Annotated in this window: 20 protein-coding genes; all 20 read left to right on the plus strand. The window is 71.6% G+C overall.

The features are described from left to right. The first annotated feature begins 44 nt into the window (after positions 1-44). The 20 genes from WG923_RS10185 (at position 45) to WG923_RS10280 (ending at position 19,873) form a co-directional block, all read left to right on the plus strand. Positions 45-452 carry a c(7)-type cytochrome triheme domain-containing protein gene (locus WG923_RS10185; protein ID WP_340350840.1) on the plus strand — a complete coding sequence of 136 codons (408 nt, stop codon included), beginning with the start codon at positions 45-47 and terminating at the stop codon, positions 450-452. Further along, a complete protein-coding gene (locus tag WG923_RS10190) occupies positions 452-1,543 on the plus strand; it encodes a c(7)-type cytochrome triheme domain-containing protein (RefSeq protein WP_340350841.1) in 1,092 nt (363 codons plus the stop codon). The genes WG923_RS10185 and WG923_RS10190 overlap by 1 nt, the downstream gene beginning before the upstream one ends. Positions 1,544-1,563: 20 nt before the next feature. Next, entirely contained in the window at positions 1,564-2,484 is a 921-nt protein-coding gene (locus WG923_RS10195) for a hypothetical protein (RefSeq protein WP_340350842.1), read from the plus strand. Then, on the plus strand, positions 2,481-3,359 hold the full coding sequence (locus WG923_RS10200; RefSeq protein ID WP_340350843.1) for a hypothetical protein: 879 nt from the start codon (positions 2,481-2,483) through the stop codon (positions 3,357-3,359). The genes WG923_RS10195 and WG923_RS10200 overlap by 4 nt, the downstream gene beginning before the upstream one ends. A gap of 24 nt (positions 3,360-3,383) precedes the next feature. After that, positions 3,384-3,941: a c(7)-type cytochrome triheme domain-containing protein gene (locus WG923_RS10205; RefSeq protein ID WP_340350844.1), complete on the plus strand. Its 558-nt coding sequence runs from the start codon at positions 3,384-3,386 to the stop codon at positions 3,939-3,941. Next, the gene (locus WG923_RS10210; RefSeq protein ID WP_340350845.1) at positions 3,938-4,312 is read left to right on the plus strand and encodes a c(7)-type cytochrome triheme domain-containing protein; all 375 of its coding nucleotides are present in this window, start codon (positions 3,938-3,940) and stop codon (positions 4,310-4,312) included. The genes WG923_RS10205 and WG923_RS10210 overlap by 4 nt, the downstream gene beginning before the upstream one ends. After that, the gene (locus tag WG923_RS10215; protein WP_340350846.1) at positions 4,306-5,313 is read left to right on the plus strand and encodes a hypothetical protein; all 1,008 of its coding nucleotides are present in this window, start codon (positions 4,306-4,308) and stop codon (positions 5,311-5,313) included. Before WG923_RS10210 ends, WG923_RS10215 begins: the two co-directional genes overlap by 7 nt. After that, a complete protein-coding gene (locus WG923_RS10220; protein ID WP_340350847.1) occupies positions 5,310-6,371 on the plus strand; it encodes a 6-bladed beta-propeller in 1,062 nt (353 codons plus the stop codon). Before WG923_RS10215 ends, WG923_RS10220 begins: the two co-directional genes overlap by 4 nt. Positions 6,372-6,375: 4 nt before the next feature. After that, positions 6,376-8,895, plus strand: coding sequence for a cytochrome c3 family protein (locus WG923_RS10225; RefSeq protein ID WP_340350848.1), 2,520 nt, complete (start codon positions 6,376-6,378; stop codon positions 8,893-8,895). A gap of 8 nt (positions 8,896-8,903) precedes the next feature. Beyond that, on the plus strand, positions 8,904-9,872 hold the full coding sequence (locus tag WG923_RS10230) for a hypothetical protein (protein WP_340350849.1): 969 nt from the start codon (positions 8,904-8,906) through the stop codon (positions 9,870-9,872). After that, positions 9,869-10,708, plus strand: coding sequence for a cytochrome c biogenesis protein (locus WG923_RS10235; RefSeq protein WP_340350850.1), 840 nt, complete (start codon positions 9,869-9,871; stop codon positions 10,706-10,708). The genes WG923_RS10230 and WG923_RS10235 overlap by 4 nt, the downstream gene beginning before the upstream one ends. After that, positions 10,705-11,268, plus strand: a complete 564-nt coding sequence (locus WG923_RS10240; RefSeq protein WP_340350851.1) for a tetratricopeptide repeat protein — start codon at positions 10,705-10,707, stop codon at positions 11,266-11,268. The genes WG923_RS10235 and WG923_RS10240 overlap by 4 nt, the downstream gene beginning before the upstream one ends. Positions 11,269-11,406: 138 nt before the next feature. After that, positions 11,407-12,141: a cytochrome c biogenesis protein gene (locus WG923_RS10245; protein WP_340350852.1), complete on the plus strand. Its 735-nt coding sequence runs from the start codon at positions 11,407-11,409 to the stop codon at positions 12,139-12,141. Continuing rightward, positions 12,138-14,120, plus strand: coding sequence for a heme lyase CcmF/NrfE family subunit (locus WG923_RS10250; protein ID WP_340350853.1), 1,983 nt, complete (start codon positions 12,138-12,140; stop codon positions 14,118-14,120). The genes WG923_RS10245 and WG923_RS10250 overlap by 4 nt, the downstream gene beginning before the upstream one ends. After that, positions 14,117-14,608, plus strand: coding sequence for a cytochrome c-type biogenesis protein (locus WG923_RS10255; RefSeq protein WP_340350854.1), 492 nt, complete (start codon positions 14,117-14,119; stop codon positions 14,606-14,608). The genes WG923_RS10250 and WG923_RS10255 overlap by 4 nt, the downstream gene beginning before the upstream one ends. Continuing rightward, positions 14,605-15,876 carry a c-type cytochrome biogenesis protein CcmI gene (gene ccmI, locus WG923_RS10260; RefSeq protein WP_340350855.1) on the plus strand — a complete coding sequence of 424 codons (1,272 nt, stop codon included), beginning with the start codon at positions 14,605-14,607 and terminating at the stop codon, positions 15,874-15,876. Before WG923_RS10255 ends, ccmI begins: the two co-directional genes overlap by 4 nt. Positions 15,877-15,974: 98 nt before the next feature. Beyond that, positions 15,975-16,376 (plus strand): TlpA family protein disulfide reductase, encoded by a 402-nt coding sequence (locus tag WG923_RS10265; protein ID WP_340350856.1) that lies wholly within the window; start codon positions 15,975-15,977, stop codon positions 16,374-16,376. After that, positions 16,373-17,710, plus strand: a complete 1,338-nt coding sequence (locus tag WG923_RS10270; protein WP_340350857.1) for a sensor histidine kinase — start codon at positions 16,373-16,375, stop codon at positions 17,708-17,710. Before WG923_RS10265 ends, WG923_RS10270 begins: the two co-directional genes overlap by 4 nt. A 30-nt stretch (positions 17,711-17,740) precedes the next feature. Continuing rightward, complete coding sequence (locus WG923_RS10275) at positions 17,741-19,135, plus strand: sigma-54-dependent transcriptional regulator (protein ID WP_340350858.1); 1,395 nt, start codon at positions 17,741-17,743, stop codon at positions 19,133-19,135. A gap of 213 nt (positions 19,136-19,348) precedes the next feature. Continuing rightward, complete coding sequence (locus tag WG923_RS10280; RefSeq protein ID WP_340350859.1) at positions 19,349-19,873, plus strand: tetratricopeptide repeat protein; 525 nt, start codon at positions 19,349-19,351, stop codon at positions 19,871-19,873. The last annotated feature ends 35 nt before the right edge of the window (positions 19,874-19,908 follow it).

Below are 19,908 nucleotides of genomic sequence, written 5' to 3' on the forward strand. Positions count from 1 at the left end.
ACAACGATTCATAAGGGTGTGAGATGTCGCTTTCGAGGATGAGAATGGGCCCCGCCACGCTGGCGGGAGCGGCCGTGCTCGCCAGCGCGATGCTCGCCGGCCTGCTGGCCAGCGGCGACGCGCGCGCCGAGTACGGGGACGTCGTGATCAACAACTACTCGGACAAGGCCGGCATGCGGCCGGTGGTGTTCCCCCACTGGTTCCATCGCATCCGCTTCCGCTGCAAGGTCTGCCACGCGGACCTCGGCTTCAAGTTCAAGGCCGGGGGCAACGAGATCAACATGGTGAAGGTCATCGACGGCCAGTTCTGCGGCGCCTGCCACAACGGCGAAGTCGCCTGGAGCATCGAGAACTGCAACATGTGCCACTCGGCCAAGCCGGGCACGCCCACGCAGGTCCACGAAAGCACCACCAACTCGCTGGTGGCGCCCGCGGCCGGGGAGAAGAAGTGATGAAGGCCCGTCAAGCCCTCGCGGCCTTCGCTGCCGCCGCCCTCGCGCTGCTCGCCGGCCCCGCCCCGGCCCAGGACCTCGCCGCCGGCAAGGCGGTCTACGAAGGCGCCTGCGTCGCCTGCCACGGCACCGGCGTGCTCGGCGCGCCCAAGGTCGGCGACGCCGCGGCCTGGAGCGCCCGTTCCGCCGGCGGGATCGGCCCGCTGCTCAACAGCGCGAAGAACGGCCGCGGCAACATGCCCCCGCGCGGCGGCAATCCCGCGCTGAGCGACGCCCAGCTGCAGAACGCGATCGGCTACATGCTGGCGCAATCGAAGGGCGCAGCCGCCGCAGCCGCCGCACCCGCGGCCCCGGCTGTCGCTGCCGCCAAGCCGGCTGCCCCCCAGGCGGCCGCGAAACCGGCCACGCCGGCGCCGGCCGCCCCTGCTGCCGCTGCTGCGGCCAAGCCCGCGCCGGCCACGGCCGCCGCACCGGCTCCCGCGCCGGCCGCACCGGCCGCCGCCGCGCCGGCGCCTGCGCCCGCCGCAGCCGCCGCTCCCACGGCCGTCACCGCCGCCGCGCAGCCCGCCGCCGGCGTCAACACCTTCAACCGCCTGCTGCGGCCCACGCTGCGCAACCGCGCACCGGCGGAGGACGGCATCCACGATCCCGCCAACGACGGCACCATGGCCCTGCAGCCGCCGAACACCGCCTTCACCGAGCTGACCCGCAGCAACGCCGGCAACCGCGTGGACTGGGTCAAGTCGCTGCGCGAAGGCAAGATCGCGCCGCGCGCCGACCGCGTCGACCCGAAGGTCGCGCCGGCCGTGATGGACCTGAACATCGTGCGCGAGGTCAAGGGCTCCATGCCGGACGTGGTGTACCCCCACAAGCAGCACACCGAATGGCTGGACTGCTCCAACTGCCACCCCGCGATCTTCAAGCCCCAGAAGGGCGCCAACCAGATCAGCATGGCGGGCATCCTGCTCGGGCAGCAGTGCGGCGTGTGCCACGGCAAGGTCGCCTTCCCGGTGTCCGAGTGCCGGCTGTGCCACTCCAAGCCGAAGGCGACGGCCACGGCGGGTGCGCCCGAAGCCGCGCCCAAGCAGTAACGCCAGGGCCGCGCAGCAGTATGAGCCGCCTGTTCCTCACCCCCGCCGCCCTGGTGCTCGCCTCGGCGCAGATCGCCTGGGCGCAGGGTGCGGCGCCCCCGCGCAGCGCGGCCAGCGAGCCGGCACGGCAGATCTCGCCGCAGCAGGTGGAGCAGAAGGCGGCCATGCTGCAGCGGGTGCTCAACGAGTCGCCGGTGGCGGCGCGCATCGCCAACAGCCAGAACGAGGAAGCGCGCAAGCACTTCGCCAACGCGCGCGACCTGACGCAGCACGCCAAGCACCTCGCGGCCGAAGGGCAGGTGCGGGCCGCCGACGGCCTGCTGAACGAGGCCATCTTCGAGATCAGCAAGGCGCAGCAGCTGGTGCCCGACCCGGGCACGCAGCAGGCCGCGGAGCGCGCGCGCTTCTCGCAGCTCGAAGACAGCGTCACGGCGCTGCGCCGCACGGCGCAGATCGCGCTGCCGAACGCGCAGCCGGGCAAGAAGGCCGAGACCGAGCAGAACCTGCGCGCCGCCGACGCGCTGGTGGACCAGGCCGTGGCGCTGGCCAAGGCCGACAAGTACATCGAGGCCAACCGGCAGCTCGATCGCGCGCTGATGCTGCTGCTCAAGGACGCTTCCCAGCGCCTGGCCGGCCACACCATCGTGTACGACCACCGGTTCGCCAACCGGCGCGAGGAATTCGACTTCGAACTGAACCGCCATCGCGATTTCGAGCGGCTGGTGCCGCTGGCGCTGCTCGAATTCCGCCCCTCGCCCGAGGCCCGCGCGCTGGTGGAGCGCAACGTGGCGCAGGCCCGCGAGCTGCGCGAACGCGGCGAGGCGCAATACGCGCGCGACCCGCTGGCGGCGATCCGGGATATCGTGGAGGGCACCGACGCCCTGCGCCGCGCCCTGCAGGCTGCGGGTTTGTCGGTTCCCCAATCGATGGGCACACCATGAAGCACCTGCACGCCTCGCGAATCCTGCGCGCCGCCGTCTCGGCGGCCTGCCTGTGCATGGCGGCGGCCACCGCGCAGACGCGCGTCCCGCCCGACCGCGACCAGCTCGAACGCAAGCTGACCTCGACCTCCACGCTGATCGAGCAGTCCACCGCGGCCAGGCAGATCGAGGCCAGCGGCAGCACCGAGGCGGCGCAGCGGCGCACCAAGGCGCGCGAGCTGCATTCGAAGGCCGGCGAGGCCCTGCGCGCCGGCGACCTCGAAGGCAGCTCGAAGCTGCTGGACGAATCCTCGCGCGCCTTCATCGAGGCCGTGCGGCTGTCCAGGCCGGACCAGATCGCCGACGCCAAGCAGCGCACCGATTACCAGGCCCGCGTCGAGTCCACGCGCGCCCTGCTGGATGCGCAGAAGCGCATCGCGGCGGAGAAGAAGGACGCCCGCGCCGGCGAGACCACGCGCCAGGTCGAGGGCCTGATCGCCGAGGCCGAGCGCCACGCGCAGGGCGGCCGGCTGCCCGAGGCCAAGCGCGCGATCGACCAGGCCTACCTCACGGTCAAGGCGGCGATCGGCTCCATGCGCGGCGGCGAGACGGTGGTGCGCTCGCTCAATTTCGCCACGCCGCTGGAGGAATACCACTACGAGATCGACCGCAACGACACGCACCGGATGCTGGTCGACATGCTGCTGAAGGAAAAGCGCGGCGGCAGCACCGACGCCATGGTGGACCAGGCGGTGGCTGCCTCCACGCAGCTGCGCGCCCGCGCGGAAGCCGAAGCGGGCCGCAAGGACCACCCGGCGGCGATCAAGACGCTGGAAGAATCCACCCGCGAACTGGTCAAGGCGATCCGCGCCGCCGGCGTGTACATCCCGGGGTGACGTGTGGCCCGGGCGCGCTGGCTGTTGCTCCTGGTCCTCGCCTGCGTCTGCGCCGTGGCGCTCGCGGCCGGCCAGAAGTGGCTTGCCATCGCGAAGGACGACCTGCACGATCCCCAGAGCCCCGGCGTCGGCGTGCTGCAGGAGCCGGCGGAAGCGCTCGGTGCGCTCGGTGCGCAGGTGCCCGACGCCGTGGGCAACCAGGTGCGCTGGGTGCAGGCGCTCGATCGCGGGCTGATCCAGCCGCGCACCAACATCCTGCCGGAGACCAAGGTCAACCTGCGCACCACCGAAGTCCTGCTGGTCAACACGGCCCACATGGGGCTGGTGAAGTTCCCGCACCGCCAGCACACGGCCTGGCTCGATTGCAGCAACTGCCACGGCGCGGTCGGCCTGTTCGAGCAGAAGGCGGGCGCCACGAAGATCGGCATGTTCCGGGTGCTCGCGGGCGAGAAGTGCGGCCTGTGCCATGGCGCCGTCGCCTTTCCGCTCACCGAGTGCGACCGCTGCCACAGCGTCAAGCGCGACGGCCCCGAGCACGCGGCCTTCAACGGCGCCCTGGTGCGGGAGGCCGGCTCCCCATGAAGGCGTTGTGGTGCGCGCTGCTGCTGGCGCTGGGACTGCTCGTCGCCCTGCCGGCCGCGGCGGAGTATGGTGACGTGGTGCTCGATCGCAATTCGACGAAGCAGGGGATGCGCGCCGTGGTGTTTCCGCACTGGTTCCACCGCATCCGCTTCCGCTGCAAGGTGTGCCATTCCGAACTGGGCTTCAAAATGCGGGCGGGAGCCAACCTGGTACAGATGAACGACATCATCAACGGCAAGTTCTGCGGCATGTGCCACAACGGCCAGATCGCCTGGTCGCCCGACCGCTGCGACCTGTGCCACACGGCGAAGAAGGGCGTGAAGCCGGGCATCTACGGTTCGTCGGAAACGACGGGGCCGTCGCGATGGTGAGGCCGCCCCTCACCCGCCGCGCCTTCGCCCTCGGCGGCCTGGGCGCCGCGGCGCTGGCCGGCTGCGCCATCGAGGAAGGCGAGGTGCGCCGCACGCCGCCCGACGCCGCCAACGCGGTGCTGCGCCCCTGGCTCAGCATCACGGGCGGCTGGCGGCTCGATTCCGCCTCGCCCCTGCTGCCGCAGCTGCAGCGCCCGGCCGGCGCGCGCACGAACTTCATCCAGCCGGTGGGCGTCGCCGCGCGCAACGACATCGTGCTGGTCGCCGACGCCGGCGCGCGCACGATCTGGCGCTACGACCGCGTGCGCGACGGCGTGGCGCCCTTCGTCAACTTCACCGGCTCGGTGCCCGAGGCCGGCGCTTCGCTGCAGCTCGGGAACGACTTCAGCGCCTGGGTGGCGCAGCCGGCGGAACACGTCGTGGTGCAGTACGACCTGCGCGGCCAGCCGGTGCGGCGCTGGGGCAGCGAGTTCGACGCCCCGCGGCCGGTGGCCGTCGTGGTGCCGGAAGACCGCTCCGAGATCCTGGTCGGCGACGCCGCCACCGCGCGCGTGCTCGTGTTCGACCCGCTCGGCCGAGCGCGCGAGGTGCTGGGCGGCACGCATCCCGCCCTGCTGCAAAGCGTGACGGCGATGGCGCTCGGCCCCGGCGGCCTGTACGTGCTGGACCGCCTCGCCCAGCAGGTCGTGGTGCTCGATCGCCGCGGCGTGCCCGTCGACGTGATCGGCGAGCACGAGCTGGTGCAGCCGCGCGCCCTGGCGGTGGATGCGAGCGGACGCGTCTTCGTGAGCGACGAGATGGAGCAGCGCATCAAGGTGTTCCGCGACGGCAAGCTGCTCACGAGCTTCGGCGGCACCGGCAACGCACCGGGGCGCTTCGGCCGCATCGAGGCCATGGCGCTGGACGGCAACCTGCTGTACGTGGCCGACAGCCTCAATGCGCGCGTCGAGGTGCTGCTGGTCTCCCCGCCCTCGATGGAGACGCCCGAGGCGCCGCGATGAAGCGGCTGCTGCTCGCCTTCGCCGTGCTGCTGCTGGCCGCCTGCGCCAGCGAGCCCATGGTGATGCGGCTCGAGCAGCCCGCGGGCGCGTCCGCGCCCCTCTTCCCGGCGCCCGAAACGCAGGAGGTGCCGCGCTACCGCTTCGTCGGCGACCTGCGCGGCGAAACCAACTTCCGGCCGAAGGACGGCAGCCGCAGCGCCGGGCGCAAGCTGCTGGCGTGGATCGCCGGGCTCGACGCCACGCCGGAGGACGCGCTGATGCTCGTGCGCCCGCAAAGCGGCGTGGTGGACCGCCTCGGCCGCGTGCTGGTGACCGACGTCGGGCGCGCCGCGGTCCTGGTGTTCGACGAGGCCAACGGCAAGCTGCAGGCCTGGGAGAAGGCCACCCGCGGCACCCGCTTCGAGTCGCCGATCGGCATCGCCCTCGGGCGCGAGGGCGAGCTGCTGGTCACCGACTCCGACCTCGGCCGCGTGTTCCGCCTGGCCAGCGACGGCTCGCCGCTGGGCGAATTCGGCGCCGGCGTGCTGCAGCGGCCCACGGGCATCGTGCGCGATGCCGCGCGCGGCCGCATCTACGTGGCCGACACGCATGGCCACTGCATCCAGGTGTTCGACGACGAGGGCCGGCACCTGGCCACCTGGGGCCGGCGCGGCGACGCGCCCGGCGAGCTGAACTACCCCACCCACCTCGCCCTGCACGATGGCGTGGTGGTCGTCGCCGATTCCATGAACGCGCGCATCCAGGGCTTCGATGCCGACGGCAAGCTGGTGCTGCGCTTCGGCCAGCGCGGGCTGTACGTGGGCAACCTGGTGCGGCCCAAGGGCGTGGCGGCGGACGACGAAGGCAATCTCTACGTGGTCGAATCCATGCACGACACGCTGCTGGTGTTCGACCGCACCGGCCGGCTGCTGATGTCCCTCGGCGGTACCGACAGCAACAACGGGAACGGACGGTTCCAGCTGCCCGCGGGCGTGTGGGTCGACGCACGCAACCGCGTCTACGTCGCCGACATGTTCAACGCGCGGGTGGCGGTGTTCCAGTTCCTCGGAGGCAACTAGAAGAATGAAAGCCGCACGGCTCGCAACCCTGATCCTGCTCGCGCTGCTGGCGCTGGCGGCGTGGCTCGCGCCCGCCGGCCCGGCCGCCGCGAAGAAGGTGCCGGACATCTCCAACACCCGGCACAACCTGTCCGCCTCCGGCCCCGGCACGGTGAAGGCCACCACCGAATCGCAGATCTGCGTCTTCTGCCACACGCCCCACAACGCCGAGGCCCAGACCGGCGCGCCGCTGTGGAACCGCCAGCTGAATAACGCGACCTACGCGGCCACCTACAGCTCCAGCTCGATCGAGGCCAACGTCGACGAACTCGCCAAGGGCCCGGGCGGCCTGTCGCGCCTGTGCCTGTCCTGCCACGACGGCACCATGGCGATCGGCAACGTCAACGTGCTGGGCGGCAAGGCCAACGTGAGCATCGCGATGACGGGCACCGGCCCCGGCGGCACCATGCCGCCCGGCGCGGGCACCACCAGCGGCTTCACGCGCAACCTCGGCACCGACCTGAGCAACGACCACCCGATCTCCTTCACCTACGACAGCGCGCTGGCCACGGCGGACGGCGAATTGCGCGCGCCCGACGGCACCGTGGTGGGCACGCGCGTGCGCGGCCAGCCCAAGCCGAAGCTGCCGCTGGAAAACGGCCAGCTCCAGTGCACCACCTGCCACGACCCGCACCTGAAGGAGGACGACCCCACCAAGCCGTCGGCCAAGTTCCTGCGCCTGAACCGCCTGCAGGAAACCGCGACGGCCGGGGCCCAGTTCTCGGAGACCGGCGACATCATCTGCCTGGCCTGCCACGACAAGGGCGGGCAGGAGTGGGCGCTGTCGGCGCACGCGAACTCGCAGGTGGCGGACGAGCAGTTCCTCGACGCCGCGGCAGCCCAGCGCGAATTCCCCACCGGCCTGCCGGTGTGGCGCGCGGCCTGCCTGAGCTGCCACGACACCCACACCGTGCAGGGCGCGCGCCGGCTGCTGCGCGAGGGCACCGACAGCCTCGCCAAGCCCAAGGCGGGCGGCAATTCCGCGATCGAGGAAACCTGCTACCAGTGCCACTCGGCCACGGGCGAGACCATCCTGCAGACCACCACGCAGGTGCCGAACATCAAGACCGACTTCGCGCTGGCCACGCACATGCCGATCACGTCGACCGACCAGCGGGTGGCCAAGGAAGTCCACGACATCGGCACCGGCAGCACCGCGGTGGGCGGCACCCAGCGCGGCAAGGACTTCTACGAAGACCCGGCCCTGCTCGGGCGCACCACGCCCGCCAACCGCCACGTGGAGTGCACCGACTGCCACAACCCGCACCGCGTGATCAAGAACCGCGTGTTCAACGGCAATGCCGCCGTGCCGGACACCGCGGGCACGCACAACCACGCGGCGGGCCACACCAACATCGCCTCCGGCGTGCTGCGCGGCAGCTATGGCGTCGAGCCGGTCTACGGCGGCGCGGCCTTCGGCACGCCGCCCAGTTCCTTCGACGTCAAGCGCGGCATCCCCGGCCCCTCCAACGCGGCCGGCAGCGCCTGGGTGACGCGCGAGTACCAGGTGTGCCTGAAGTGCCACTCGACCTACGCGTACACCACCCCGCCGAACCTGGGCAACAGCGGCGGCGGCACCGCCTCGGGCACGAACTCGGTGACCCGGTACACCGACCAGTCGATGGAGTTCCAGCCGCCGCACCCCGGCACCGCCAGCCGCAGCGACAGCGGCGCCTACCGCGGACTGCGTCCCGGCTGCGCCACGACCAACGCGGCGGAATGCGGCACCGGCGCCTGCTCCTGCCGCACGACGGAGGTGAACTGGCAGACCGGCAACTGGCGCGCCTGGCACCCGGTGATCGCTCCGACCGGGCGCACCATCGCCCTGCGCAACGTCGGCACCAACGCCTGGAAATGGCCGTGGAACAACGACGTCGGCACCCAGTCCATGTACTGCAGCGACTGCCACGGCACCAACACGCCCACCGGGACCGTGGACCCGAACTGCACCGCCAACATCACCAACACCACCGTCAACCCGAACTGCGGCGACAACGGCAGGCCCTGGGGGCCGCACGGGTCGACCAACAACTTCATCCTCAAGGGCGAGTGGGCCCAGACGACCAGCAACAACACGGCCAATGCGCTGTGCCTGAAGTGCCACAACCCCACGACCAGCAGCGCCTTCAGCGGCGGGGGCCGGGGCAACCTGCACGCCTACCATTCCGACAAGATCGGGCGCATCCAGTGCACGTGGTGCCACATCGCGGTGCCGCACGGGTGGAAGAACCGGTCCTTCCTGGTCAACCTCAACGACGTCGGTCCCGAAGTGGGCCTGCCGCCCGGCACGCAGGTGCGCAACAACACCGGGGCGAGCTACACCAACGGGCCGTACTACCTCAACGCGCTGCTGAAGATCCGCACCTTCGGAACCAGCGGCAACTGGAGCGACACCAACTGCGGCTCCTCCGGCGCGCCGGGCAACGGCGCATCGGGCCGCAGCTGGATGCGCGACTCCAGCGAGAACTGCGCCAACCCGCCCTGAACCATCGCATGCGCAGGATCGCCCGCCCGCTCGCCTCCACGCGCCTGACCATGGCGGGCTTCGCGCTGCTCGCCGCCGGCACGCTGGCCTCCTACAACCTGCCCCAGGCGCCCGCCGCCTTCATGGTGGCGCCGCTCGCGCTGCTGGCCCTGAACCTGGCCGCCGCCATCGCGCTGCGGCCCGCCCTGCGCACGGGCGGCCTGGGCGTGTTCCACGTCGCCCTGCTTGCGTGCCTGCTGCTGGTGGGCTGGGGCCGGCTGACGCACATGGACGGCCGGGTCGAGGTCACCGAAGGGGCGGCGCTGGATCCGCAGCAGATCGAGGTGACGGGCGCCGGGCCCTGGAACGACGGCGCCTGGCGGCAGGTGGAATTCATGCAGGGCGCCTGGGAGGTGGACTACGCGCCGGGCCTGCGGCGCGGCCACACCCGCAGCGAAGCCTGGCTGCCCGGGGAGGCCACGCCGCGCCAGGTGGGCGACGACACGCCGCTGGTGCTGGCCGGCTACCGCTTCTACACCACCTCCAACAAGGGCTTCGCACCGGTGCTGGGCTGGCAGCGCGACGGCGAGGAAGCCGTGGCCGGCGCCCTGCACATGCCTTCGTACCCGGTGCAGGACTGGAACCAGCAGAACACCTGGACCAGCCCGGACGGCCAGGCCCTGAAGTTCTGGCTGCGCATCGAGCAGGCCGTTCCCGAGAACACCGCCTGGACGCTGGCAGCCCGCACCATCCCCGCGACGCTGGTGGTGGAGGCGCAGGGGCAAAGGCATGAACTGCGCCCCGGGCAAGCGCTCCGCCTGCAGGGCGCCACCCTCCGCTACGAGCGCCTGACCGGCTGGATGGGCTACCGCATCTTCCACGACCCGACCCTGCTGCCGCTCCTGGGCATCGCGCTGGCGGGCATCGCCGGCCTCGCCTGGCACCTCTGGGGCCGCTCGGCGCGGCTGCTGCCCCTGGCCGAGGAGGCCGCCGCATGAACGCGCCGTGGTCCCTCGAATACGCCTGGTTCTGCGCCGGCGCGCTGCTGTTCACCCTGGCGGCGCTGCTGGCCTGGCGCCGCAGCTTCGTGCCGGTCGCGGCCGCCGCGCCGCGCGCGGCCCTGCTGCCGCCGCTGCTGGCAGACCTGGCGCTGGCCGCGCTCGCGGCCGGCATCGGCATGCGCTGGCTGCGGCTGGGCCACGGGCCCTTCCTGAACATGTTCGAGATCCTCGCCAGCAGCCTGGTGAGCCTGGGGCTGGCCTGGCGCATCGCCAGCTGGCGCCTGCCGGCGGTGCGCGAGGGCGCCCCCGTGGCGCTGACCCTGCTGGCCGTGATGGGCGCCTGGCTGGTCACGGTCAACCCCGCCGACACCCACCTGCCCGCGACCTACGAGATGGGGATCATGTGGTTCCACATCCTGCTCGGGAAGATCTTCCTGGGCTGCGCGCTGGTGGCCACCGCCCTGGCCGGCGTCCTGCTCGCCCGCGCGCGGCCCTGGGGGCGCGAACGCTTCGCCCGCATGCCCGGCGACGCCACGCTCGATGCCCTGGCCTGGCGGCTGATGCTGGCCGCCCTGGTGTTCGAGAGCCTGATGCTCGTCGCCGGCGCCATCTGGGCGCAGGACGCCTGGGGCCGCTTCTGGGCCTGGGACCCGCTGGAGACCTGGGCCTTCATCACCTGGCTGGCGCTGTCCGCGGCCGTGCACGCGCGCCTGACCTGGCGGCTGGGCCCGCGCGCCGGCGCCGCGATGATCGTGGCCGTCTTCGTGCTGGCCTTCCTCACCTTCTTCGGGGTGCCCTTCGTCACCCTCGCACCGCACAAGGGGGCGGTATGAACAAGCCCAACACGACGCTGATCGGCGCCATCCTGGTCGTGGCCCTCGCGCTGGTCGCCGGCCTGGTGAAGTGGGCCGGCGAGCCCGGCACCGTCAGCCGCCTGGACCACCAGCGCCAGATGCAGGACCGCGAGATCAGGCAGCGCTTCGAGCAGGCGGTGGTGATGCTGCACGCCAGGCAATACGACCACGCCATCACCGCCCTGCACCGCGTGCTGGAGATCGCGCCGCGCATGCCGGAAGCGCACGTCAACATGGGATACGCGTTGATGGGCCTCGAAAAGCCGGACGCCGCCCGCGGCTTCTTCAATGCCGCGATCGAGCTCAATCCGCGCCAGGCCAATGCGTATTACGGGCTCGCCCTCACGGAAGAGGCCCGCCAGGACTACGAGGGCGCCCTCGGCGCCATGCGCACCTACCTGCACTTCGCCCGCCCCGACGATCCCTACCGCAACAAGGCCCGCGCGGCCCTGTGGGAGTGGGAGGAAAAGCTCGGCCGGCACGCGCCGGCAGCGGCAGCCGCCGCGCCTGCAGCGCCGGGCACGCCCGCGCGCCAGTAGCAGTAGCGGGACTTCCTGTTTCCGGGAAACAACGGCGCCCGGGTCCTGCCGGCGGGAAGCTTTTGGCGCTTTCTCACCCCGGGCAGGCGCATCCGGGCTGGCACAGTCCGTGCGACTCCTGCCGTTCAGGAGTCCGTCTTGCCCGCCCTTCCGTCCCCCGCTGCCTGCCCCAGCCGCTCGATGCGTGGCGTCGTGCGCGGCCTCGCGGCGGTCGCAATCCTGCTCAGCGCCATCGCGGCGATGATCGGCTGGCGCGCCGCGGAACCTCTGGGCGATTACACGATCGTTTACATCCATGTGCCCGCCGCGTGGCTGTCGCTGCTGCTCTACGGGGTGGCGGTGGCCGCCGCGGCGGCTACGGTGCAGGGCCCCGCGCTGCTGCCGGCCTCCACCCTCGCGGCCATCGCGCCGGTGGGCGCCGCGACCGCTTTCGTGGCCCTGTGGACAGGGCTGACCAGCCAGCAGGCACGCGGCGCGTGGTGGGGCTTTGACGCACGCCTGATCTGCGAGCTCGTCCTTTTGCTACTCTTCGTGGGTCTGATGGCCCTTCGGCATGGAGCCCGGGAACCGGCCCGCGCGGACCGCGCGGGCGCGGTGCTCGTCCTGACCGGAGCCCTCAACATCCCCATCATCTATCTTTCGGTGGACTGGTGGCATACCCTGCACGAGCGCGCCGCCGCAACCGTCGGCCGCTCGCCTCTGGTCACCGGGGCCATGGCCCTGATGACGCTGGCGTCCTGCCTGTATGCGGGCGCCGTGGTGCTCGCGCGCCTGGAAGCCTTCATGCGAGAGCGTGAAGCGGGCACGCGGAATTTCGGATCGGCACGGGCCGAGGGCGGCAACGCCCGGACGCCGGCCAAGGAGCAACAATGATTGGTGAAATCGGCCACTTCTGCCTGATCGTCGCGCTGATGCTGGCGCTGGCGCAGGGCATCCTGCCCCTCATGGGCGCCGCCCGCGGGCGTTCCGCCTGGATGGCGGTGGCGCAACCGGCGGCGCAGGGGCAGTTCCTGTTCGTGGCCATCGCATTCGTGCTGCTGACCACGGCGTTCGTCAACAACGACTTCAGCATCCAGGTGGTGGCGCAGCACTCCAACACGCAGCTGCCCACGCCCTACCGCATCGCCGCGGTGTGGGGCGGCCACGAGGGCTCCATGCTGCTGTGGGTCTTCATGCTGGGCGTGTGGGGCGTCGCCGTCTCCGTCTTCAGCAACCGCCTGCCCACGGTGTTCGTCGCCCGCGTGCTCGGCGTGCTGGGGCTGATCGCCGCCGGCTTCCTCGGCTTCCTGCTGTTCACGTCCAACCCGTTCGAGCGGCTGCTGCCGGCCGCCGCGGAAGGCCGCGACCTCAACCCGCTGCTGCAGGACCCGGGCATGGTGATCCACCCGCCGATGCTGTACATGGGGTACGTCGGCTTCTCCGTGGCCTTCGCGTTCGCCATCTCGGCGCTGCTCTCGGGGCGGCTGGACGCCACCTGGGCGCGCTGGTCGCGCCCCTGGACCACGATCGCGTGGATGTTCCTCACGCTGGGCATCGCGATCGGCTCCGGCTGGGCCTACTACGAGCTGGGCTGGGGCGGCTGGTGGTTCTGGGACCCGGTGGAAAACGCCTCCTTCCTGCCGTGGCTGGTCGGCACCGCGCTGATCCACTCGCTGGCCGTGACCGAAAAGCGCGGCGTGTTCCGTTCGTGGACGGTGCTGCTGGCGATCTTCGCCTTCTCCTTCAGCCTGCTGGGCACCTTCCTGGTCCGCTCGGGCGTGCTGACCTCCGTGCACGCGTTCGCGACCGATCCCAAGCGCGGCATCTACATCCTGGGCTTCCTGGTGCTGGTGGTGGGCGGCTCGCTGTCGCTGTTCGCGGCGCGGGCGCCGAAGGTCGGCATGGGCGGCGGCTTCTCCGCCGTCTCGCGCGAATCCATGCTCCTGGTGAACAACGTGCTGCTCGCCGTGGCCGCCGCCAGCGTCATGCTGGGCACGCTCTATCCGCTGCTGCTCGACTCGCTGAACCTGGGCAAGATCTCCGTCGGCCCGCCCTACTTCGAAGCGGTGTTCGTGCCGCTGATGGCGCCCGCCGTCTTCCTCATGGGCATCGGTCCGCTGGCGCGCTGGCGCGAGGCCACGCTGCCGGATCTCGCCCGCCGCCTGCTGGGTGCGATCGTCGCCGCCGTCGTGGCCGCGGGCGTGTCGCTGGCTGCCGGCGGTTCGCTGCTCGCCTCCTTCGGCATCCTGCTGGCGGCCTGGGTGCTCGCCACCACCGTGACCCTGCTGCTGGAACGCACCCGCCATGCCGGCGGCAACGTGCTGCAGCGCCTGGCCCGCGCGCCGCGCCTGCTGCCGCGCGCCGAGTGGGGCATGCTCGTCGCCCACCTGGGCATCGGCGTGTTCATCTTCGGCGTGACCATGGTCAAGGCCTGGGAAGCCGAGAAGGACGTGAAGATGTCCCCCGGCACCAGCGCCACGCTGGGCGGCTACACCTTCAAGATGGAAAGCATGGGCGAGTACAACGGCCCCAACTACATCGCGCTGAAGGCCGTGATCAAGGTGACCAAGGGCGAGCGCGTGCTGGAAACGCTCTACCCCGAAAAGCGCCTGTACACCGCTTCGCAGATGCCGATGACCGAAGCCGCGATCGACCCCGGCCTCACGCGCGACCTCTATGTCTCCATCGGCGAGGCGATCGAGGACAACGCCTTCGCCGTGCGCCTGCAGGTCAAGCCCTTCATCGACTGGATCTGGGGCGGTGCGCTGCTGATGGCGCTGGGCGGCCTGCTCGCCGCGACCGATCGCCGCTACCGCATCGCCAAGGAAGAAAGCAAGCGCGCCGCCGCCGGACTCGCGGGAGCCAAGGCATGAAGTTCAAGCACCTGTTGCGCCTGGCCATCCTGCTGGTCGCCGCCGTCCTCGCCATCGCGTCCGCCCGGGCCGCCGATGCGCCCGAGGTCGCCGACGATCCGGCGCTGGAAAAGCGCGTCAACGACATCGGGCTGGAACTGCGCTGCCTCGTCTGCCAGAACCAGACCATCGCCGACTCGCACGCCGGCCTCGCCGTCGACCTGAAGAACCAGATCCGCGAACAGCTCAAGGCCGGCAAGACCGACCGCCAGATCCTCGACTTCATGGTGGAACGCTACGGCGACTTCGTGCTGTACAAGCCGCCGATGAAGGCGACCACCCTCCTGCTGTGGGTGGGCCCGTTCGCGCTGATGGCCATCGGCCTCGGCGTGGCGGCGCTGATCGTGCGCCGCCGCCGCTCGGCCGCGCACGCGACGCCCCACCTCACCGAAGACCAGCGCCGCCAGGCCACCCGCATGCTCGCCGACGAGCCGGAGATCCGTTCATGACCATCGCTTTCTGGGCCAGCGTCGCCCTGCTGCTCGGCGGCGCGCTGCTGTTCGTGCTGCCGCCGCTGCTGCGCCCCCCCACCACCCGCGCCGGCATGTCGCCGATGGCCGCCTACCGCGACCAGCGCGCGCAGATCGAGGCCGAATTCGCGCAGGGCACCCTCACCAAGGAGCAGCACGCGCAGGCGCTGGAGGAACTGCAGTCGCGCGTGATCGAGGAAGTCGGCGACGTCAGCGCCGACAAGGCCGTCACGCAGCAGCAGCCACAATCGAAGGCCTTCGTCGCCACCGTCGCCGCGCTGATCCCCGTCGGCGCGATCGCGCTCTATGCGGTGCTGGGCAGCCCCGCCGCCCTGCGCCCCGAGGCGGAGCAGGCGGCCTCGGCCAAGGACGCCCCGCACGCCATGTCGCAGGAGCAGATGGAGAGCATGGTCCAGGCCCTGGCCGACAAGCTGCAGAAGAACCCGAACGACGCCACCGGCTGGCACATGCTGGCGCGTTCGTACGTCGCGTTCCAGCGCCTGCCCGAGGCCGCGCAGGCCTACGACAAGGCCTACCAGCTCAATCGGCAGGACCCCAACCTGATGGCCGACTACGCCGACGTGCTGGCCATGGTCAACGGCCGCAGCCTCGAGGGCCGGCCGGAGCAACTCGTGAAGGAAGCGCTCAAGCTCGATCCGCAGCACCAGAAGTCGCTGTCGCTGGCCGGCACCGCCGCCTTCAACCGCGGCGACTTCAACGGCGCGGCCGACTACTGGAAGAAGCTGCTGGCCACGGTGCCCCCGGGCTCGCCGCCGGCCGCTTCCGTGCAGGCCAACATCGACCAGGCGCTGGCCGAAGCGGCCAAGGCCGGTGGCAAGCCGGTGCCCGCGACGGCCGCCGTCGCCGCCGCGCCGAGCGACAAGCCCGCCGCCGCCGCCTCCGGCGCGACGGTGGAAGGCAACGTGAGCCTCGCCGACGGCGTGAAGGCCAGCCTGCCGCCCGGCGCCACGCTGTTCGTCTACGCGCGTCCCGCCGACGGCAGCCGCATGCCGCTGGCGATCCTGCGCGCCTCGGCCGACAAGTTCCCCTTCCAGTTCAAGCTGGACGACTCGATGGCGATGTCGCCGGAGTCGCGCATCTCCCTGCGCGACCAGGTGCAGCTGGTCGCCCGCGTGTCGAAGAGCGGCAACGCCATGCCGCAGCCCGGCGACCTGACCGGCAGCTCCGGCCCGGTGAAGGTCGGCGCCCGCGACGTCAAGCTGGTGATCACCGAGGTCGTGAAGTGAATCGGCGGGCCGCGATCGCATCCGCGCTCGCTGCCTGCCTCAGCGGCTGCGGCCGCTCCCCCGTCGCCGACGCCCGGCCCCGCTGGCCGGAGCTGAGCGTGACGGAGCTGAGCGGCCAGGCCACCACCCTCCCCGCCGCCAGCGCCCAGGCCCGCATCGTGAACATGTGGGCCCTGTGGTGCGCGCCCTGCCGTGCCGAACTGCCCGCGCTCGAACGCCTGGGCGTCGCCCTGGCCGGTCGCGGCGTGCAGGTGTCCGCGATCGCGCTCGCGGACGACGTGTTCGCCGTGCGCGAGTACCTCGCCGAACGCGCCGCGCGCCTGCGCGGGGCCGTGCTCGGCCCGCACCAGCCCGTGGTGCGGCAACTGGGGCTCGATGCCCTGCCCCAGACCTTCGTCGTCGCCCGCGACGGCGGCGTGCTGGCCTGCTGGGTCGGCGCGCGCGACTGGGACGCGCCCGCGGTGCGCGCCGAGCTCGATCGCGTGCTGAAGAACGCATGAACGACCTGCCCACGGCTGCGCGCCTCCCGGAACTGGCGGGGGCGCTCCCCGCGCCGGCCGCGCAGCGCCAGCGCCGCATCTCGCTGCGCGCCACCGGCGTGCTGGCCATCCTGGCGCTGATCGCCCTGGCGACCGTCATGGTCGCCTCCGCCTTCCTGTTCCGCGGCGCGGTGCAGTCGCACCTGATGGACCTGGAAGCCGCGCACGGGCGCTACGAAGGCCTGCTGGAGCAGCGCCAGGAGGCCCTGCGCGCCGGCGCCGACCGCGCCCGCGTGGAAGCGGTGGACCTGCAGCTGCGCAGCGCCTTCGAGGAGCGGCTCGCGCTGCTGAACGCGACCCGCCACTACATCGACGGCAGCACCGTCACCATCGCCACGCTGGCCTGGATCGGCATCACCTCGATCGGCGCACTGGCGGTGCTCTTCTTCGCGCGCCTGGCCGGCGACATCAACACGGTGCGCGCGCGGGCCCTGGCCATCCTCACCGGCGACCGCAGCGCCGGCCGGCCGCTGGCGCGCAGCGACGAACTGCGCGAACTCGGCGACGCGGTCGACAGCCTCGCCGCCGCGCTCTCGAAACGGGAGCAGGCGCTGGCGGTGGAGCGCCGGCACGTGATGCACCAGGAGAAGCTGGCCACCATCGGCTCGATGGCGGCCGGCGTGATCCGCGAGATCGGCAACCCGATCGCCGCCATCGACGGCTATGCCCGCGCCCTGCTGGAGGCCCAGAAGGCCAGCCCCGCGCCGGCCCCGCAACCGGACGACGAAAGCAGCGGCGTGCGGCCCATCCTGCAGGAGACGGCGCGCCTGATCGCGATCACGCGCGAGATCAACCGGCTGGCGGCCGCGCCGGCGGCGCAGTGGCAGCTCGCCAGCCTGAACGAGGTCGTGACGCAGGGCCTCGCACTGCTGCGCTACGAGCCGCGGCTGGAAAACGTGAAGGTGCACACCGAGCTCGACCCCATGCTGCCGGCGCTGAACTGCTGTGCCGACCGGCTGGTGCAGCTGCTGCTCAACCTCGTCATCAATGCCGCCGACGCCACCTCGGGTCTGCCTGCCCACACCGCGCGCGTGGAGATCAACACCCGCGCGGCCGAAGGGGGCATCGAGCTGCGCGTGGACGACAACGGGTGCGGCCTGAGTCCCGAAGTGCAGCAGCACGCCTTCGAGCCGCTGTTCACCACCAAGCCGGCCGGCAAGGGCACCGGCCTGGGCCTGCCGCTGTGCCGCGCGATCGCGGAGGAGCACGGCGGCCGCATCAGCCTGCAGGCGCTGCCGCAGGGCGGCACGCGCGCCGCCGTCTGGCTCCCGCTGGACCACCAGCCCGCGCAGTAGGGAAACGGCCCTGCCGCTAAACTAGGCGGCATGAGTTCCTCGCTGCAGATCCTGGTCATCGACGACGAACCCGCGATCCGCCAGATCCTCGCCGCGAGCCTGACCCGCGCCGGCCACACGGTCGAGACGGCCGGCAGCGGGCGCGAAGGCCTGATGCGCCTGTCCAAGGGCGACGTCGAGGTCGCGCTGTGCGACATCAACATGCCGGACCTGACCGGCATCGAGGTGGTCCGCGAAGCGACGAAGGCGGGCTACGACACCACCTTCATCATGATGACGGCGTTCTCCTCGGTGGACACCGCCGTGGAGGCGATGAAGGCCGGCGCCACCGACTACATGATCAAGCCGCTGCGCTCCGAGGAGCTGCTGCAGCGCCTCGCGCAGATCGCGGACCTGCGCGGCCTGCGCGGCGAGAACGAGGCCCTGCGCAAGCTGGTGGTGGGCCGCAGCGACGACCGCTGCCCCTCGGTGTCGCCGGCGATGAAGCAGCTCGATCGCCTGATCGCCAAGGTGGCGCCCACCGACAGCACGGTGCTGATCACCGGCGAGAGCGGCACCGGCAAGGGCGTGACGGCCCGCTCGATCCACCAGCAGAGCCAGCGCGCGGGCGCGCCCTTCATCCCGGTCAACTGCGGCGCCATCCCCGAGAACCTGCTGGAAAGCGAATTCTTCGGCCACGTGCGCGGCGCCTTCACGGGGGCCGACCGCGCGCGCAAGGGCCTGTTCCTCGAGGCCGACCGCGGCACCATCTTCCTCGACGAGATCGGCGAACTGCCGCTGGAACTGCAGGTCAAGCTGCTGCACGTGCTGGAGGCGCGCGAGATCCGGCCGCTGGGCAGCGAGCAGGTGCGCAAGATCAACGTGCGGATCATCGCGGCCACCAACCGCGACCTGAAGCAGATGGTGGCCGAGGGACGTTTCCGCGAGGACCTGTACTTCCGCATCAGCGGCTTCCACATCACGGTGCCGCCGCTGCGCGAGCGGCGCGAGGACATCCCGGCGCTGATCCGCTACCTGCTGGCGCGCGGCGGCGAGCGCTTCGGCGTGGCCGGCAAGCTCACGCTGGACGCGGACGCCGAGGAGATCCTGGTGAGCAACGACTGGCCGGGCAACGTGCGCGAGCTGGAGAACGTGCTGCAGCGCGCCACCATCCTGGCCGAGGACGGCCGCATCACCCTGGCCGACCTGCCGCCGAACATCACGCCCGCCGCCCCGGCGGGCGCGAGCGCGCCGCTGTCGACCGGACGGGGGTCGCTGCGCGAGCAGGTGCGCGACTTCGAGCACGGCCTGATCGTGCGCGCCATCGACGAATGCGGCGGCGACCGCCGGGCGGCGGCGCAGCGGCTGGGCATCGGCCTGTCCAGCCTCTACCGCAAGCTGGAAGAACACGACCAGGCCCGCCTGGGCGCCGCGACGACCGAGTAGGGGGCGTCCGCTGGCAAGCGACGCGGAAATGACTTAGAAAACCAATGCCGGACGCAGAGGACGCGAAGGGTACGCAGAGGACGCAAAAGAAGAAAGAACCTTCCTGAAAGTTGTTCTTTGCGTCCTCTGCGTACCCTTTGCGTCCTCTGCGTCCTGCCTCCTGTCTTGTCGGCGCTCGCCACAGGCTGGTCTGGAAATTGCAGCGAAGGGGGTATGAACACGACCACCACCCGCCTCCTCACCCGGTGCACCCTGTGGATCGGTGCGCTGTTCGTGGCCACCAGCCTCCACGCCGGCCCCGCCGAAGACTACGCCAAGGCCGATGCGGCGCTGGCCAGCGGCGACCTGCCCACCGGCATGTCCCTGATGCGCAAGGCCGCCGACCAGAACCACGCCCGCGCGCAGGCGCGCCTGGGCGACCTGCTCCGTGCCGCCGATTCCGAGTCCGAAGCCGTTGCCCTGTACCGGAAATCGGCCGAACAGGGCGACGCCGCGGGCGAATTCGGCCTCGGCCGCGCCTATGCCGACGGCGCCGGCGTGAAGAAGGACACGGCCGCCGCCCTCGAGTGGTACCGCAAGGCGGAAAAGCAGAACTACGCCCCGGCGCTCGACGCCCTGGCGCGCGCCTACCGCACCGGCACGCTGGGGCTGCCCCGGGATCCGGAGCAGGCGAAGGCGTACGACGAGCGCGTGCGAGCCCTGAGCGCGCAGGCCACCGCGCAGGGAGCCGCGCGTTGATCTCGAATCTGGCGCTGCGCCGGCGGCCATTCCCG

It is taken from the genome of Ramlibacter sp. AN1133, assembly GCF_037890035.1.
Classification (GTDB): domain Bacteria; phylum Pseudomonadota; class Gammaproteobacteria; order Burkholderiales; family Burkholderiaceae_C; genus Ramlibacter.